Annotated in this window: 12 protein-coding genes; 6 read left to right on the forward strand and 6 right to left on the reverse strand. The window is 71.7% G+C overall.

Annotation, left to right across the window (positions count from 1 at the left end):
* Positions 1–127 precede the first annotated feature (127 nt).
* Positions 128–1,324, reverse strand: coding sequence for an NlpC/P60 family protein (locus tag ACIO5E_RS38075; RefSeq protein WP_400676860.1), 1,197 nt, complete (start codon positions 1,322–1,324; stop codon positions 128–130).
* A gap of 248 nt (positions 1,325–1,572) precedes the next feature.
* Between ACIO5E_RS38075 and ACIO5E_RS38080 the strand changes: the two genes are divergently transcribed.
* From ACIO5E_RS38080 to ACIO5E_RS38105, 6 genes are all read left to right on the forward strand, one after another.
* Positions 1,573–1,923 (forward strand): hypothetical protein, encoded by a 351-nt coding sequence (locus tag ACIO5E_RS38080; RefSeq protein WP_280685431.1) that lies wholly within the window; start codon positions 1,573–1,575, stop codon positions 1,921–1,923.
* Positions 1,924–2,088: 165 nt separating this feature from the next.
* Positions 2,089–2,904 (forward strand): hypothetical protein, encoded by an 816-nt coding sequence (locus ACIO5E_RS38085; protein ID WP_400676863.1) that lies wholly within the window; start codon positions 2,089–2,091, stop codon positions 2,902–2,904.
* Positions 2,894–4,195: a hypothetical protein gene (locus ACIO5E_RS38090; RefSeq protein WP_400676866.1), complete on the forward strand. Its 1,302-nt coding sequence runs from the start codon at positions 2,894–2,896 to the stop codon at positions 4,193–4,195. Before ACIO5E_RS38085 ends, ACIO5E_RS38090 begins: the two co-directional genes overlap by 11 nt.
* A 7-nt stretch (positions 4,196–4,202) precedes the next feature.
* Positions 4,203–5,777: an SCO6880 family protein gene (locus ACIO5E_RS38095; RefSeq protein WP_400676868.1), complete on the forward strand. Its 1,575-nt coding sequence runs from the start codon at positions 4,203–4,205 to the stop codon at positions 5,775–5,777.
* A 54-nt stretch (positions 5,778–5,831) separates the two neighbouring features.
* Entirely contained in the window at positions 5,832–7,181 is a 1,350-nt protein-coding gene (locus tag ACIO5E_RS38100; RefSeq protein WP_400676871.1) for an ATP-binding protein, read from the forward strand.
* A 252-nt stretch (positions 7,182–7,433) separates the two neighbouring features.
* Positions 7,434–9,233 (forward strand): bifunctional metallophosphatase/5'-nucleotidase, encoded by a 1,800-nt coding sequence (locus ACIO5E_RS38105; protein WP_400676873.1) that lies wholly within the window; start codon positions 7,434–7,436, stop codon positions 9,231–9,233.
* A gap of 56 nt (positions 9,234–9,289) precedes the next feature.
* On the opposite strand, the gene ACIO5E_RS38110 is transcribed toward ACIO5E_RS38105, so the two are convergent.
* The 5 genes from ACIO5E_RS38110 to ACIO5E_RS38130 form a co-directional block, all read right to left on the reverse strand.
* Positions 9,290–10,804 carry a sensor histidine kinase gene (locus tag ACIO5E_RS38110; protein WP_400676875.1) on the reverse strand — a complete coding sequence of 505 codons (1,515 nt, stop codon included), beginning with the start codon at positions 10,802–10,804 and terminating at the stop codon, positions 9,290–9,292.
* Entirely contained in the window at positions 10,801–11,571 is a 771-nt protein-coding gene (locus ACIO5E_RS38115) for a response regulator transcription factor (protein ID WP_280685438.1), read from the reverse strand. Before ACIO5E_RS38115 ends, ACIO5E_RS38110 begins: the two co-directional genes overlap by 4 nt.
* 54 nt (positions 11,572–11,625) lie before the next feature.
* Positions 11,626–12,732, reverse strand: coding sequence for a S1C family serine protease (locus tag ACIO5E_RS38120; protein ID WP_400676878.1), 1,107 nt, complete (start codon positions 12,730–12,732; stop codon positions 11,626–11,628).
* 125 nt (positions 12,733–12,857) lie between these two features.
* Complete coding sequence (locus tag ACIO5E_RS38125) at positions 12,858–13,919, reverse strand: LacI family DNA-binding transcriptional regulator (RefSeq protein ID WP_400676880.1); 1,062 nt, start codon at positions 13,917–13,919, stop codon at positions 12,858–12,860.
* 125 nt (positions 13,920–14,044) lie between these two features.
* On the reverse strand, positions 14,045–14,776 hold the full coding sequence (locus ACIO5E_RS38130; RefSeq protein ID WP_280685441.1) for a response regulator transcription factor: 732 nt from the start codon (positions 14,774–14,776) through the stop codon (positions 14,045–14,047).
* Positions 14,777–15,425: the final 649 nt, after the last annotated feature.

The following is a 15,425-nucleotide window of genomic DNA, read 5'->3' on the forward strand; positions in this document are numbered from 1 at the left end:
GCGGGAAGCTGACGGTGGGCCATCGGGACCAACGTCATCGCCGGGGCACAGCGTTCCACGGAAACGCGCGGTTATGGAAACTTGACTCAGCGTCCACAGGGCGCTCACACCTCGGGCTTCGGGCGGCTCAGCCCTTGGCCGCCGGCTGACCCGCCCCGGCGGGGCCAGGACCGGCCGGGGCGGGCGGTGCGGCGGCCGCGGGTGGGGCGGCGGTGGTCGCCGGGGCAGTGGCGGGAGGGTTCGGGGCCGCGAGGGCGTTCGGGTCCGCCGGGGTGGTCGGTGCCGTCGTGCCCGGGCGGCTCGGGGCGCTGACGGAGCCGTCCGCGTTGCGGTTCGGCAGCGCCTGGGCGCCGTCCGAGGTGACCCGGGTCGCGCCGATGTACTCCTTGGTGTCGATCTTGTCGTAGCGGATCACCGCGCCGGTGTGCGGCGCGTTGATCATGTACCCGCCGCCGACGTAGATCCCGACGTGGTGGATGCTGCGCGGATCGTTCAGGTCCGTCGCCCAGAACACCAGGTCGCCCGGCCGCAGCTGGTCGCGCGACGGGTGCGGCCCGGCGTACCACTGGTCGTTCGCCACCCGGGGCAGGGTGATGCCCACGCTGGCGAACGCGGCCACGGTCAGGCCGGAGCAGTCGAACCGGCCGTTCTGCCAGGCCAGTCCGTCCCCGCCCCACAGGTACGGCGTCCCCAGCTTGCTCTGCGCGAAGTAGATCGCCCCGGCCGACTGCCCGGACACCTCCACCGGCGCCGTGGGCGCGGCGAAGCTGCGGGCCATCGCCTGAATGCTCCTCACGTACCCCTGGGTCTCCTTGTACGGCGGCACCCCGCTGTACTTGGCCACCGCGTACGGGCCGGCGTTGTAAGCGGCCAGCATGTTGGCCTGCCGGTCGCCCGGGACCTTGGCGACGTCCTTCGCGAGCGCGCAGTCGAAGGTCGCCGCCGAGGCGATCGCGTCCAGCGGGTCCCAAACGTCCTTCTTGCCGTCCCCATTGGCGTCCGTGCCGTACGACGCCCAGGTGTCGGGCATGAACTGCGCCATTCCCTGGGCCCCGACGCCGGATTGGGCCTTCGGATCGAAACCGCTTTCCTGGTACAGCTGCGCCGCGAGCATCGGCGGGGAGATCTCCGGGCAGAGCGTTCCCCACTGCTGGATCGGGGCCTGGTAGGCCGCCGGGACCGTCCCCGGTGAGAGCGCCACGCGATTCGCGGACTGCTGCGGCGCCCCACTCGCCGCAAACGTCCCCACTGACACCAGACCGAGGAACCCGAACGTCACAACTCCCGCAGCGGCGGCGGCCGTACCGGCCTTCCGGAGTACCATCAGCACCATCCCGACGAATCGTCAGTCGAAGTGTTCCGGAAGGCGTTGCTCACCGCAATCATCAGAGATACAAAGAGTGAGCGCTATCCTTCGTACGGTGGACATCCTCGCGTACGTGGCCGAGTCCTCACGACCAATCCGCGAGAAGTAGCCAAGTCGACATCAGATCTGGCCAAGAATAGGTACCGACCCTTCGCGCGGGCGGGGTCAGGGCCCTTGAATTTGCCTGATCGGGCGGTGAGATGGAAATGAACCTGAGCAGCGTGCACACGAACGCGATCGGCCACCTGGCCGAGGACCCTCCAAAGAAGCCGAATATCGACACCATCATCGGCGGGATCGCCCCGGACTGGGGTCCGTTCGCGAGCCTCGGCTCGGAGGCCAGGGTGATGGTCGAGGTCGTCATGGCCGTCGCCATCCTCATCTGCCTCGGCATCGCCGTCTGGGGGGCGGCCAAACAGCGGATCGGTGCGACCGCGATGCGCGACAGCTTCGGCGCCGAGCAGGGCAAGGGGCTGATCGTCGCCGGCCTGACCGGCGTGTTCATCATCGGATCACTCGGCACTCTGTTCACCATTGTCTACGGCATGGCGGTCTGACGATCGGACAGCAGTAGGCAGGCGAGCCCGAGGTCGGGCGCCCGTCCCGGACCGCCCCGAGCCCGCCCGCCAGCAGTCCACCCCCGTTCCCACCCTCCGTCCGCGCCCGCCCACGGGCGGAGGGCCCCTGGAGCCGCCCCGGCTCCCCGCACCAGGAGGGCCGCCGTGCCGTTGTCCGACGACCAGCCGCACACCCGTACGCGGCTGCCGGTCGGCGAACAGCCCTCCTCCCAGCCGACCCAGCGTCAGGCGCGCCCGCTCCGCACCCTGCTGACGGTCCTCGTCGTCGTCACCCTGCTCATCGTGGCCATCTCCATCGCCAACCGCGGCAAGGCCGACCCCGGCAGCACCGGCTCCTCCGCCGACCGTGCCGCCCCGACCGCGCCGACCGGCGCCGGCCCCGCTCCCAGCGGCGACCAGCCCGTCGGCACCACCACCAACGGCATCGGGTCCGGCTACCCGCACACCGACCAGGGCGCCCAGTCCGCCGCCGCCAACTACGCGGTGGCGATCGGCTCCGCGGACATGTTCCGCACCGACAGCCGGCACACCATCGTCTCCACCATCGCCGACCCGGCCGCCGCCCCGGCGCTGCAGAGCCGGCTGGACCAGGGGTTCGGCGGCGACACCGCCTCCCGTTACGGCCTCGACGCCCAGGGCCGCGCACCCAAGGGCCTCACCTTCGTCAGCCGTACCGTCCCGGTCGGTACCAAGTCGACCGGCTACAGCGACGCCGACACCAAGGTCGAGGTCTGGTGCACCGGCCTCACCGGCCTCGCCGGCGAACACTCCGTCCAGCCCGTGACGACGACCTGGTTCACCCTCACGCTCTCGCTCCACTGGACGGGCAGCGACTGGAAGCTCACCGACTTCACCAGCAAGCAGGGGCCCGCGCCGATGCCGGGTGACCAGCAGGCCGCCACCGCCGACGAGATCACCGGCGCCGTCCAGCAGTTCGGGGGGTTCCGCTATGCCCGTTGACCAGACCTCGCACCGCCCCGTCGCACGCCGAGCGGGCACACTGGCGGGCGCGCTCGTCGGCCTGCAGGTCACGGCGCTGCTGGCGGCCCAGCGGGTGTTCGCCGAGCCGTCGCCGACGGCGACGCCGACCCCCACCGCGACGCCGAGCGCCAACTGCCCCGACCTGCCGATCTCCGGCAACGGCATCCTCTGCGTGGACAAACCCGGCATCGGTTCGCTCCCCGGCGGCGGCACCGTCGGGAGCGTGACCGATCCGCTGGGGTCGTTGGCCAAGGGCTGTGCCCAGGCGGCGGCCTGGGTGGTGCGGAAGTTGTCGAGCGCGATCGACGGGACGACGCAGGTGGACTTCACCAACGCGTCGTTCCTGCAGCAGTACGCGGTGGTGTTCGCCGTGTCGACGGTGATCACGCTGGTGCTGTGGCTGCTGGCGGTGACGAAGCGGGCGGTGCGGGGGGCGCCGCTGACGACGGCGTTCACGGAGGCGATCGGCTTCCTGTGGCTGACCGTCGTGGCGTCCGCGTTCACGCCGCTGATCCTCTACACCGTGGTGAGCGTGACGGACGGGCTGACCAAGGCGATCGCGGTGGGGACGAAGTCCGACACCGGGACGTACCTGGGCGGGTTCGCCGACACCCTGGAGAAGGGGGACATGGGCGGCGGCCCGCTGATCCTGATCATCGTGTCGCTGGTGGCGGTGCTGGCGGCGGCGGTGCTCTGGATCGAGCTGCTGATCCGGGCGGCGATGCTCTACGTGGGCGCGCTGCTGGGTACGGCGGTGTACGCGGGGCTGGTGGACAAGCAGCTGTGGAAGCACGTGCGCCGGTGGGCGGGGGTGATGGTGGCGGTGGACCTGGCGAAGCCGATCATCGTGGTCATCCTGGGCCTGGCGGGCGCGGTGGCGACCGGCGCCGGGGCCACCGACGACTTCGCGCGGGTGCTGTCCGGTCTGGCGATCCTGTTCCTGTCGATCTTCGCGAGCGCCGCCGTCTACCGCTTCGTGCCGGGCTTCGGCGACGAGCTGCTGAACATGCGCAGCGCCCGGGCGAGCGCGGTGTCGGCCGGTTCGGCGATGATCAACGGCACCGCGAACCTGATGAAGCAGGGCATCACCACCCACGGCGACCGCGGTCCGGTCGGTGCGAGTGGTGGTGGCGGTGGGGGCGCGGGCGGCGGCTCCGTCGCGCCCGGCATCGCCGCGCACGCTGGCCGGACGCCGGCCCCACCGCCGCAGGCCGGGCCTCCGCAGGGCTCGGTTCCGAACCGCGACAGCAACTCAGCGAAGGGAGGGTGACGGGTAAGTGAGCAGCGAACCGCTCGGCCAGTACGGCGCCCAGTACGCCCAGCCGTACGTGCACCAGCGCCGCACCTACCTGATCGGCAAGGCCCGCCCGAACGCGCCGATCGGCCGGAACCGGGAGTCCGGCGAGATCATGCTGATCATCTTCGGGGCGTTCCTCGGCATGCTCTGGGGCCTGCTGATGCCGATCCTGCCGTTGCGGATCGGCGGTCTGATCGGCCTGCCCCTGGTGGCCATCGCGGCGGTGTACGTGCCGTACCGCAAGCGGACGTTCTACAAGTGGGCGGAGATCAACCGCACCTACCGCCGGACGGTCCGCAACGGCCGCTCGGTGTGGCGCTCGGACGTGATGGACGCCGGCACCCGGATGGACGGCCGGGAGGTGGAGGTCGGTCCGCCGCCCGGGGTGGGGCGGCTGCGCTGGCTGACCGCGCCGTTCGGGCCGGACGAGGTCGGGGTGCTGATGCACCTGGAGCGGCGGACGGTGACGGCCGCGATCGAGATCGAGGGCCCGGGCGTCGGCCTGCGCGACTCGGAGGACCAGGAGGCGCTGGTCGACCGGTTCGGCACCCTGCTGAAGCACGTCGCCAACGGGGACGGCTTCGTGACCCGGCTGCAGATCCTGGCCCGGACGCTGCCGGCCGACCCGGACGCGCACGCGAAGGACGTCGAGCGGCGCGGTGACCACGACGCGCCGCGCTGGCTGCAGGAGTCGTACGACCAGCTGCAGTCGATGGTGTCGACCTCCTCGGAGCAGCACCGGGCGTACCTGGTGGCCTGCATGCACTACACCCGCGACCTCGCGGCCGAGGCGCACGCGATGGGCCGTACGGCGAACGGTCGGCGGGCCCGGGACGACGAGGGGCTGGCGGCCGTGATGGCGCGCGAGCTGACCGACATCTGCGCCCGCCTGGCGGAGGCGGACATCCGGGTGCGCCAGCCGCTGGGCCAGGCCCGGCTGTCCTCGCTGCTGCACTCGATGTACGACCCGGACCACCCGATCGACCACATCCAGGCGATGTCCCGGCGCAACGCCTGGCCGGCCGAGCTGGACGCGACCCACCCGCAGTACCTGCAGGCGAAGACCCGCGAGTCGGCGACCCGGGAGCCGTGGTGCCACGCCACCGCCTGGGTCAAGGAGTGGCCGCTGACCCCGGTGGGGGTCAACTTCCTGGCGCCGCTGCTGGTGCACACCCCGGACGTGATCCGGACGGTCGCGGTGACGATGGACCTGGAGCCCACCGACGTCGCGATCGAGCGGATGCTGACCGAGAAGACCAACGACGAGGCGGAGGCCAGCCGCGCGGCCAAGATGAACCGGACGGTCGACCCGCGCGACCTGGCGCACACCGGCCGGGTGGACCAGCGCGGCGACGACCTGGCCTCCGGCGCGGCCGGCGTGAACCTGGTCGGCTACATCACGGTGTCCTCGCGCAACCCCGACGCGCTGGCCCGGGACAAGCGGACCATCCGGGCCTCGGCCGGCAAGAGCTACCTCAAGCTGGAGTGGTGCGACCGCGAGCACCACCGGGCCTTCGTCAACACCCTGCCGTTCGCCACCGGCATCCGCCGCTGACGCCCGGACCGTCTGCCCTCACCACCGCCCGCCGACCAGACCAGGAGGCCGCACATGGCGCTCGGCAACCTCACCGAGGCGTTCACCAGCCTGATGTTCGGCAAGGTGGAGACCACCCGGCTGCCGGTGCGCACGTCCACCGGCCAGGCGCAGGCGGTCTACCTGCCCACCGCCGCGCCGGGGTTGGGCGACTCGGGCGTGATCATCGGCCGTGAGGTGTACAGCGGCAAGGGGTACGTCTACGACCCCTTCCAGCTGTACGGGCAGCAGCTGCCGGCCCCGCACTGGCTGGTGCTCGGGGAGTCCGGCAACGGCAAGTCGGCGCTGGAGAAGACGTACGTGCTGCGGCAGTTGAGGTTCCGCGACCGCCAGGTCGTGGTGCTCGACGCGCAGGGCGAGGACGGCGTCGGCGAGTGGAACCTGATCGCCAACGCGCTGGGCATAAAGCCGGTCCGGCTCGACCCGATGGCGGCCCGGGACGGTGGGGTGAAGCTCAACCCGCTGGACCCGGCGATCACCCAGACCGGTCAGCTGTCGCTGCTGCGCACCATCGTCGAGGTGGCGATGGGGCGCGGTCTGGAGGAGCGGGCCGGGTTCGCGCTGAAGGCCGCGCACGCGCACGTGGTGGGCACGGTGACGGACCGCCAGCCGGTGCTCGACGACATCATCGACACCTTGCGCAACCCCGAGCTGTCCTCGGTGGAGTCGCTGGGCGTGGCGGTGGACGAGGTGCAGTCCTGGGGCCTGGACGTGGCGCTGGTGCTGGACCGCCTGGTCGACGGCGACCTGCGCGGCATGTTCGACGGGTCGACCACCGACGGCATCGACCTGGACGCGCCGCTGATCGTCTTCGACCTCTCGCACATCGACCGCAACTCGATCGCGATGCCGATCCTGATGGCGATCGTCGGCGTGTGGCTGGAGCACACCTGGATCCGGCCGGACCGGAAGAAGCGCATCTTCCTGGTCGAGGAGGCCTGGCACATCATCAACAGTCCCTTCGTGGCGCAGCTGTTCCAGCGGCTGCTGAAGTTCGGCCGCCGGCTCGGGCTCTCCTTCGTCGCGGTGGTGCACCACCTGTCGGACGTGGTGGACGGCGCGGCGGCCAAGGAGGCGTCGGCGATCCTGAAGATGGCCTCCACCCGGACGATCTACATGCAGAAGGCCGAGGAGGCGCGGGCCACCGGCCGGGTGCTGGGCCTGCCGCGCTGGGCGGTGGAGATCATTCCCACCCTCTCGCCGGGCATCGCGGTCTGGGACGTCAACGGCAACGTGCAGGTGGTCAAGCACATCATCACCGAGGCCGAGCGGCCGCTGGTGTACACCGACCGCGCGATGACCGAGGACGCGGTGGCCGAACGGGACCGGGCCGAGCGGCAGTTGGCGGCCGAGCCGGGGGTCTGAGCGGCCGGGTCGTGGGCCTGGGCGGCCGGGCCGGGCGGATGGGCGGGCGGTCGTTCCGACGGTGCGAGCGTGCGCGCCGGAACCGTCGCGGCTCCGGTCGGACGGCGACGGTTCGTCAGCAGGTAATCCTCTCGTTACGTTCAACGTCCTGACAGCTACGCGCGTTGACCTTAGGCTTCACAGGCGCAACACATCGCCCAGACGCCCGGTCCAGTCCACAGCGGGCGCTCCTCCAAGGTGCAGGGGACCCTCATGCTCTCCGTCAGATCCCGACGCGCGGCGCTCGCCGTCGTCGCCGCCGCAGGTCTGTTCGGCACGGTGGCCGTGCCGACGGCCGCCCAGGCCGCCGACGCCAACGCCAAGCGTCACAAGACCGTCAACCTCCAGTTGCTGGCGATCAACGACTTCCACGGCAACCTGGAGCCCCCGGCCGGTTCGTCCGGCACCATCAAGGAGATCGACCCGGTCACCGGCAAGGAGGTCTCGACCCCGGCCGGCGGCATCGAGTACCTGGCCACCGAGCTGCGCAAGGCCCGGATCCCGGCCGATGACTCGATCACCGTCGCGGCCGGCGACATCATCGGCGCCAGCCCGCTCACCTCGGCGCTCTTCCACGACGAGCCGACCATCGAGGCGATGGACAAGCTCGGCCTGGACGTCACCTCGGTGGGCAACCACGAGTTCGACGAGGGCGCGCAGGAACTGCTGCGCATGCAGGACGGCGGCTGCCACCCGGTCGACGGCTGCTACGAGCCCGGCCGGACGTTCAAGGGCGCCAACTTCAACTACCTGTCGGCCAACGTCACCGACGAGAAGACCGGCAAGCCGCTGCTGGCCCCGTACTGGGTGACCAAGTCGCAGGGCGTGAAGGTCGGCTTCATCGGCGTCACCCTGGAGGGCACGCCGAACATCGTGACCGCCGAGGGCGTCAAGGGCCTGAAGTTCGCCAACGAGGTCACCACGATCAACAAGTACGCCGCCGAGCTCAAGGCCAAGGGCGTCAACTCGATCGTCGCGCTGATCCACGAGGGCGGCTACCCGGCCAGCGGCGTCTACAACTACGACTGCGGCCCGGCCGGCCAGGGCATCTCCGGCCCGATCGTCGACATCTCCAAGAAGCTCGACCCGTCGATCGGCGCCATCGTCACCGGCCACACCCACAACGCGTACGCCTGCAGCATCCCCGACCCCAACGGCGTCCCGCGCTCGGTGACCAGCGCCGCCTCCTTCGGCCGGCTCTACACCGAGATCGACCTGAAGCTGGACAAGACCACCGGCGAGATCGTCCGCCCGTCGGTCAAGGCCGAGAACCACGTGGTGCGTCGCACCGTCGAGAAGGCGCCCGACATGACGGCGCTGATCGACCACTACTCCAAGCTGGCCGCCCCGATCGCCAACCGTCCGATCGGCTACATCGGCGCGGACATCAACGGCCGTGGCAGCAACGACCTGGAGAAGCCGCTCGGCGACCTGATCGCCGACGCCCAGCAGGAGGGGCTCGCCGCGGCCGACAAGGGCGGGGCGCAGGTCGCCTTCATGAACCCCGGCGGCATCCGCTCCGACCTGGTCTACAAGGCCTCCGCCGGTGAGGGCGACGGCGTGGTGACCTACGGCGAGGCGTTCACCGTCCAGCCGTTCACCAACATGATGCAGGTCAAGACGCTGACCGGCGCCCAGCTGATCCAGCTGCTCCAGCAGCAGGTCAGCGGCTCCAACGAGGCCGCGCCGAAGATCCTCCAGCCGTCCTCGAACCTCCACTACACCCTGGACATGCGCAAGGCCGGCGCGGACCGGCTGATCGCCGACTCGGTCCGGCTGAACGGCGCCCCGGTCGACCCGGCCGCCAAGTACCGGGTCGCGGCCAACGAGTTCCTGGCCGGCGGCGGCGACGGCTTCCCGGCCTTCGCGGCCGGCACCGACAAGCTCGTCGGCGCCTCCGACCTGGACGTCTTCACCGCCTACCTGGGCGCTCACAGCTCGGCGGCCTCGCCGCTGAAGGCCCCGGCGCAGGACCGGATCAAGGTCATCGGCCCGGGCAGCGACATCGACTGACCGTGAGCCGGCACAGGACGGGCGGGGCGCTGTCGGGGCGCCCCGCCCGTCCTGTGTCATTCGGGGGCGGGGCCGCCGGGCAACCGGACGGTGGCCAGCGTGCCCGGACCGCCGTCCCCGGCCGGGCCCAGCGACACCTCGCCGCCCGCCTCCCGGACGCTCTGCGCGACGATCGACAGGCCGAGCCCGGAGCCGGGCAGCTGCCGCGAGGACGGCGAACGCCAGAACCGGTCGAACACGTACTGCAGTTCGTCCGGCGGAATGCCGGGCCCGTGGTCGCGGACGGTCAACACCCCCTGCTGGAGGCGGACTTCGATGGTGCCGCCGGGTGGGCTGTACTTGACCGCGTTGTCCAACAGGTTGATCACCGCCCGTTCGAGCGCGGCGGCATCGCCCTGCACGAACCAGGGCTCGGTCGCGGTCTCGAAGACCAGCCCGGGGCCGCGCAGCTTCGCCCGCTCGACCGCCCGCCCGGCGATCTCGTGCAGCGCCACCACGGAGAGGTTGCGGACCGGCTTGGGGGAGTCCGGGCGGGACAGCTGGAGCAGGTCGCCGATCAGGACGGTGAGCTCCTGCATCTGGGCCTTCATGTTGCCCAGCAGCTTGGTCTTGGTCGCGGGGGGCAGCGGGCGGCCGGTCTCGTTGCTGCGGATCAGCAGGTCGACGTTGGTGCGCAGGGAGGTCAGCGGGGTGCGGAGCTCGTGGCCGGCGTCGGCGATCAGCCGGGTCTGCCGCTCGCGGGAGTTGGCGAGGGCGGTGCTCATGGAGTTGAAGGAGGTGGAGAGGCGGGCGATCTCGTCGTCCCCGTGGACGGGGATGGTGGTGCCGACCTCCTCGGTGCGGGCGATGTGCTCGACGGCGTCGGTGAGCTGGTCGACGGGTTTGAGCGCGGACCGGGCGACCAGGCGGCCGGCGATGGCGGCGAGGGCGATGCCGCCGAGGGCGACGGCGCCGAGGAGGATGGCGAGTTGTCGGAGGGACTCCTCGGCGGCCTGGGTGGAGGTGGCGACCAGCACCAGCGCGGTCGGGTAACCGAGGACCTCCGAGCGGGCACTGGTCACCAGGACCATGGCGGGCTTGCCGTTGGTGTAACGGCCGTCCCGGATGATCGACTGACCGGGCTTGAGGCTCAGGGCCTTGCTGTCGTCCGTCTGGACCAGGATCGCCTTGTTGGAGCTCATGGGCAGGCAGACCAGGGGAGGACCGGACGGGCTGAGCAGGACGTACTGGGTGTCGCGGGGGACCGAGGCCCCGACCGGGGGCTGCCGGGAGTTGTTCTGGAGGTTCTTGAGGGCGGACTGCGGGGTCGCGGCGCAGTCGTTGGGGCTGATCGGGGGGAGTTGGACCCGGATGCTCTGGAGATCGCTGCGGATCAGCCCGTACATCCGCTGTTCGACGATGAACCAGCAGGCCAGCGCGGACAGGGCGATGGCCACCGCCACCGCTGCCGAGGTCAGGAAGATGAGGCGGCTGCGGAGGGAGCGGGAGCGGAACCACTGGGTGAGGCGCCGGCGGCGGGGGATGAGCGGGGGTGCCAGCGGCGGGGGTGGGATGGGGGCGTCGGAGGTCACGTGGTGGCGCCGGCGGCCGGGCGCAGGGCGTAGCCGACGCCGCGTACGGTCTGGATCAGGCGGGGCATGCCGCCCTGCTCGGTCTTGCGGCGCAGGTACATCACGTAGACGTCCAGGGAGTTGGAGGAGGGCTCGAAGTCGAAGCCCCAGACGGCCTTGAGGATCTGCTCGCGGGTGAGGACCTGGCGGGGGTGGGAGAGGAACATCTCCAGCAGCATGAACTCGGTGCGGGTGAGTTCGACGGGCTTGCCGGCGCGGGTGACCTCGCGGGTGGCGGTGTTCATCCGCAGGTCGGCGAAGGCCAGCACCTCGCTCTCGTCCTCGGCGGCGGCGCGGGCGGCGGCCTCGGTGGCGAGGGCGTTGCGGCGCAGCAGGGCACGGACGCGGGCGAGCAGTTCGTCGAGCTCGAAGGGCTTGGCGAGGTAGTCGTCGGCGCCGACGTCGAGGCCGGTGACGCGGTCGCCGACGGCGTCGCGGGCGGTGAGCATCAGGACCGGGACGGTGTCGCCGCGCGAGCGCATCCGGCGGACGGCGGTGAGGCCGTCCATCCGGGGCATCATGATGTCCAGCAGGACGAGGTCGGGCCGGTCGCGTTCGACGGATTCCAGGGCCTCGTAGCCGTCGGTGGCGGTGGCGACCTCGTAGCCCTCGAAGGCGAGGCTGCTCTCCAGGGCGTCCCGGAGGGCGGGTTCGTCGTCGACCACGAGCAGCCGGGCGGACAGGTGGCCGGGCTCGGCGGGGGTGCGGTCGTCGGCGGACGGGGTCATGGGCGGCTGCCCTTTCTCGTCGGGTGGAGGGCCTGCTGGGAGTAATTGTCCGTCTTACAGGTTCTGGCCGGCCTGCAGTTTCGGCAGAACCTGCTTGATGTCGTTGATCGGGATGGCGAAGCCGAGGCCCACGCTGCCGGCACTGCCGCCGCCGGCGGTGGAGCTGGTGCCGCTGGGGGCGTACATCGCCGAGTTGATGCCGATGACCTGGCCGTTGGCGTTGATGAGCGGGCCGCCGGAGTTGCCGGGGTTGAGGGCGGCGTCGGTCTGGAAGGCCTTGTAGGTGGTGGTGCTGCCGCTGTTCTGCTGCGGGAGGCTGCCGCGCAGGCCGGGCAGGTTGGGGAAGCCGAAGCCGCCGTTGTTGCTGGTGCTGCCCTCGTCGAGCTGGACGGTGACGTCGCGGTTCTCGGCGCTGATGATGCCGGAGGTGACGGTGCCGGTGAGTCCGTCGGGGTTGCCGATGGCGACGACCGGGTCGCCGACGGCAACGGTGGAGGAGTCGCCGAGGGTGGCGGGGGTGAGGTTCTTGGCACCGCTCGCGGTGATCACGGCGACGTCGAGGGACTTGTCGGTGCCGGTGACGGTGGCCGGGGCGGTGGAGCCGTCCTTGAAGGTGACGGTGATCCGGCCGCCGTCGGCAGCGGTGTCGATGACGTGGTAGTTGGTCAGGATCCGCCCGCTGGTGTCGAGGACGACGCCGGTGCCGGTGGCGGTGCCGTTGCCGTTCTTGACGGTGATCTGCACGACGCTCGGCGAGACGGCGGCGGCGATGGCGGTCACGTCGGCGCCGCCGTCGGAGCGGGCGGAGACGGGGCTGGCGACGGTGCTGGTGCGGGTGCCGGAGGAGTGCTGCTCGGCGGCGACGAACCCGCCGGTGACACCGCCGAGGACGGCGGCGACCGCGGCGACGGCGGTGACCAGGGCCAGCCGTCCGCGCAGCAGGCCGCGCCGGGCGCGGTTGCCGTGGCCGCCGGGCTGGCCGGCGGTGGGCGGTGCGGGGGGCATGGGCGGCGGGGGCGGGGCGTCGAAGCCGCCTTCGGAGTGGTCCTCGCGGTACCCGTAGGCGGTCGTGGCGGCGCTGCTGCCGAGGACGGTGCCCTCGACCACGCGGGGCTCGTACGGGCCGTACTGCTCGTCGTGGTGCTGCTGCTGTTCGCTCATGCCGACTAACGTCCGCCCGGGGCATGAGGATCGGATGAGAACCGGCTCAGAAGGGTCCGAGAAGCCCGTTGGGTTCTCATAAAGCCTGGTCAGGCGATGTGCGGCGGCCGGTTTGGCGGAGGCCGCTACTCCGCTTCCCCGGACGGGGCCGGGGCGGCGCCGTCGCAGCCGCAGGAACGGCGGATGACGAGACGGGACGGGAACTTGCGGACCCGCTCGGTGTCCGATCCGGGCACCATCAGCGAGTCGTCGAGCACCAGGTCCACGGCGGCCCGGGCCATCGCGTCGCGGTCGGAGGCGACGGTGGTCAGCGGCGGGTCGGCGAGCGCGGCCTCGGGCACGTCGTCGAAGCCGGCCACCGCGAGGTCCTCCGGGACCTTCAGGCCGACCTCGCGGGCGGCCCGCAGCACGCCGATCGCCTGGTCGTCGGTGGAGCAGAAGATCGCCGACGGCCGGTCCGGCGAGCGCAGCAGGTCGAGCGCGACGTCGTACGCGCCGTAGCGGTGGAAGGGCGCGTCGATCAGGTGGGGCTCGGTGGGCAGGCCGTGCGCGTCCATGGCGCGCTGCCAGCCCTCGACGTGGTCGATGACCGGGTCGCCGGGGGCGGGGGACTCGACCGGGCCGCCGAAGCAGGCCACGTGCGGGTGCCCGTGCACCTCCAGCAGGTGACGGACGACGGCCTCGGCGCCGCCCACGTCGTCGGTGACCACCGCGACGTCGTCTATGGCCTCGGGGCGGCGGTGCAGCAGGACGACCTTCGCGCCCTCCATCGCGGCGAACTCCTCGGCGGCGCGCTGCGAGGGGCCCTGGCTGACCAGGATCAGGCCGGAGACGCGCATGCCGAGGAAGGCCCGGACGTAGTGCACCTCGCGGTCGTCCACGTAGTCGGAGTTGCCGATCAGCACGAGCTTGCCGCGCTCGGAGGCGGCCCGTTCCACGGCGTGCGCCATCTCGGCGAAGAAGGGCTGGCGGGCGTCCGGGACGACCATGCCGATCAGGTTGGTCCGGCGCGAGGCCATGGCCTGGGCGACGCTGTTCGGCCGGTAGCCGAGCTGCTCGATCGCGGCGAGGACCTTCTCCCGGGTCGCGGGCGCGACCGGGCGCGGCCCGTTGTTGATGACGTAGCTGACGACCGCGGTCGAGGTACCAGCCAGCCGGGCTACATCGTCGCGCGTCACTTTGGCCACGGGGGGAGTCTACGCGTGTGGCGTCCGCGTCGGCAGTGGGTCCTGGGGCTGCCGGCGGGTGCACTGCGGGTGCCGAGGGGGCGAACCGGACAAGCCGGGCGGGGTCGAACCCCGCCCGGCCTCCGTCAGGCCTCCAGCGGCGCCGAGGGGCGCTGGGCGAGCTCCGGGCGCTCGCCCTTCTCGGGCTTCTCCGGGACGACGAAGCGGTAGCCGACGTTGCGCACGGTGCCGATCAGCTGCTCGTGCTCGACGCCGAGCTTGGCGCGCAGCCGTCGGACGTGCACGTCGACCGTCCGGGTGCCGCCGAAGTAGTCGTAGCCCCAGACCTCCTGCAGCAGCTGCGCCCGGGTGAAGACCCGGCCCGGGTGCTGGGCGAGGTACTTGATCAGCTCGAACTCCTTGAAGGTGAGGTCGAGCGCCCGGCCCTTGAGCTTGGCGGAGTAGGTGGCCTCGTCGACCGAGAGGTCGCCGTTGCGGATCTCCATCGGGCTGTCGTCGGTGGCGACCTGGAGCCGCCCGAGTGCGAGCCGCAGCCGGGCCTCGACCTCGGCCGGGCCGGCGGTGTCCAGCAGGACGTCGTCGATGCCCCACTCGGCGGTGACGGCGGCGAGGCCGCCCTCGGTGACGACCAGGATCAGCGGGCAGCCGATGCCGGTGGAGCGCAGCAGCTGGCAGAGGCTGCGGATCTGCGGCAGGTCGCGGCGGCCGTCGACCAGGATGACGTCCGCGCTGGGGGTGTCCACCAGGGCGGATCCCTCGGCGGGGGCCACCCGGACGTTGTGCAGCAGCAGGCCGAGGGCCGGCAGCACCTCCGCGGAGGGTTGCAGCGCGTTGGTGAGGAGGAGGAGAGAACTCATACCCGGTAGTCCCCTTTCCGGGTCGTCGCGGTCGCGTTACGGCTGCCGCCACAGCCGGATGGCGCACGTGCTGAGGTGAGGGGGAGGACGACGGGCGCCTGAGGAGTACCGGAGGATCGGCCGGCGCGCAGGACGCGACGGCGCACGCGCCGAGGGTCCCGCAACCCCTGGCGCACCGTTTCTGCCCTGCTCATCCCGCGAACCCTCCGGTCTGGTCCGGCCCCGGGCGGCGGCCCGGTCGCCGGGTGGCGACACCCCGGCCGGCCGTGGCACGTCGTTGTGCCGCGTGAGGCGGGGAGCGGTTCCCACGACGCGCCGGGGGTGGGCCGACGAATCGCAAGAACGTCCGTACTGGCGTCCTGAAAGCACAAAAGGACCCGGGGGCGACTCTGCCCGGATCCCTCTTGGACGTCGAGGATAGCCGACCGGCCTGCGCACCGGGAGGGCTCGAATCCGGCGGTTCGCCCAATCCGGGCGTGCGCCGGGTGAGCCTGGACACAGCTTCGAGCGGTCCTCCGGGCGCCCCGGGCCAGGGCGATTGCCGGTCGTGGCGGGGGACACGCCATCATGGGACGCACATCGGCGGCGCCGTGCGAGTCCATCTTTCGGGTGGTCGGGCGGGCGCCCCGGTGGCGAGCCGGACCGGGGT

The organism is Kitasatospora sp. NPDC087314 (assembly GCF_044744365.1).
Taxonomy (GTDB): Bacteria; Actinomycetota; Actinomycetes; order Streptomycetales; family Streptomycetaceae; genus Kitasatospora.

Coding starts and splice junctions, on each gene's coding strand:
- ACIO5E_RS38090 (WP_400676866.1), top strand. CDS start 2,894: ATGCCCGTTGACCAGACCTCGCACCGCCCCGTCGCACGCCGAGCGGGC.
- ACIO5E_RS38100 (WP_400676871.1), top strand. CDS start 5,832: ATGGCGCTCGGCAACCTCACCGAGGCGTTCACCAGCCTGATGTTCGGC.
- ACIO5E_RS38130 (WP_280685441.1), bottom strand. CDS start 14,776: ATGAGTTCTCTCCTCCTCCTCACCAACGCGCTGCAACCCTCCGCGGAG.
- ACIO5E_RS38120 (WP_400676878.1), bottom strand. CDS start 12,732: ATGAGCGAACAGCAGCAGCACCACGACGAGCAGTACGGCCCGTACGAG.
- ACIO5E_RS38105 (WP_400676873.1), top strand. CDS start 7,434: ATGCTCTCCGTCAGATCCCGACGCGCGGCGCTCGCCGTCGTCGCCGCC.
- ACIO5E_RS38115 (WP_280685438.1), bottom strand. CDS start 11,571: ATGACCCCGTCCGCCGACGACCGCACCCCCGCCGAGCCCGGCCACCTG.
- ACIO5E_RS38075 (WP_400676860.1), bottom strand. CDS start 1,324: ATGGTACTCCGGAAGGCCGGTACGGCCGCCGCCGCTGCGGGAGTTGTG.
- ACIO5E_RS38080 (WP_280685431.1), top strand. CDS start 1,573: ATGAACCTGAGCAGCGTGCACACGAACGCGATCGGCCACCTGGCCGAG.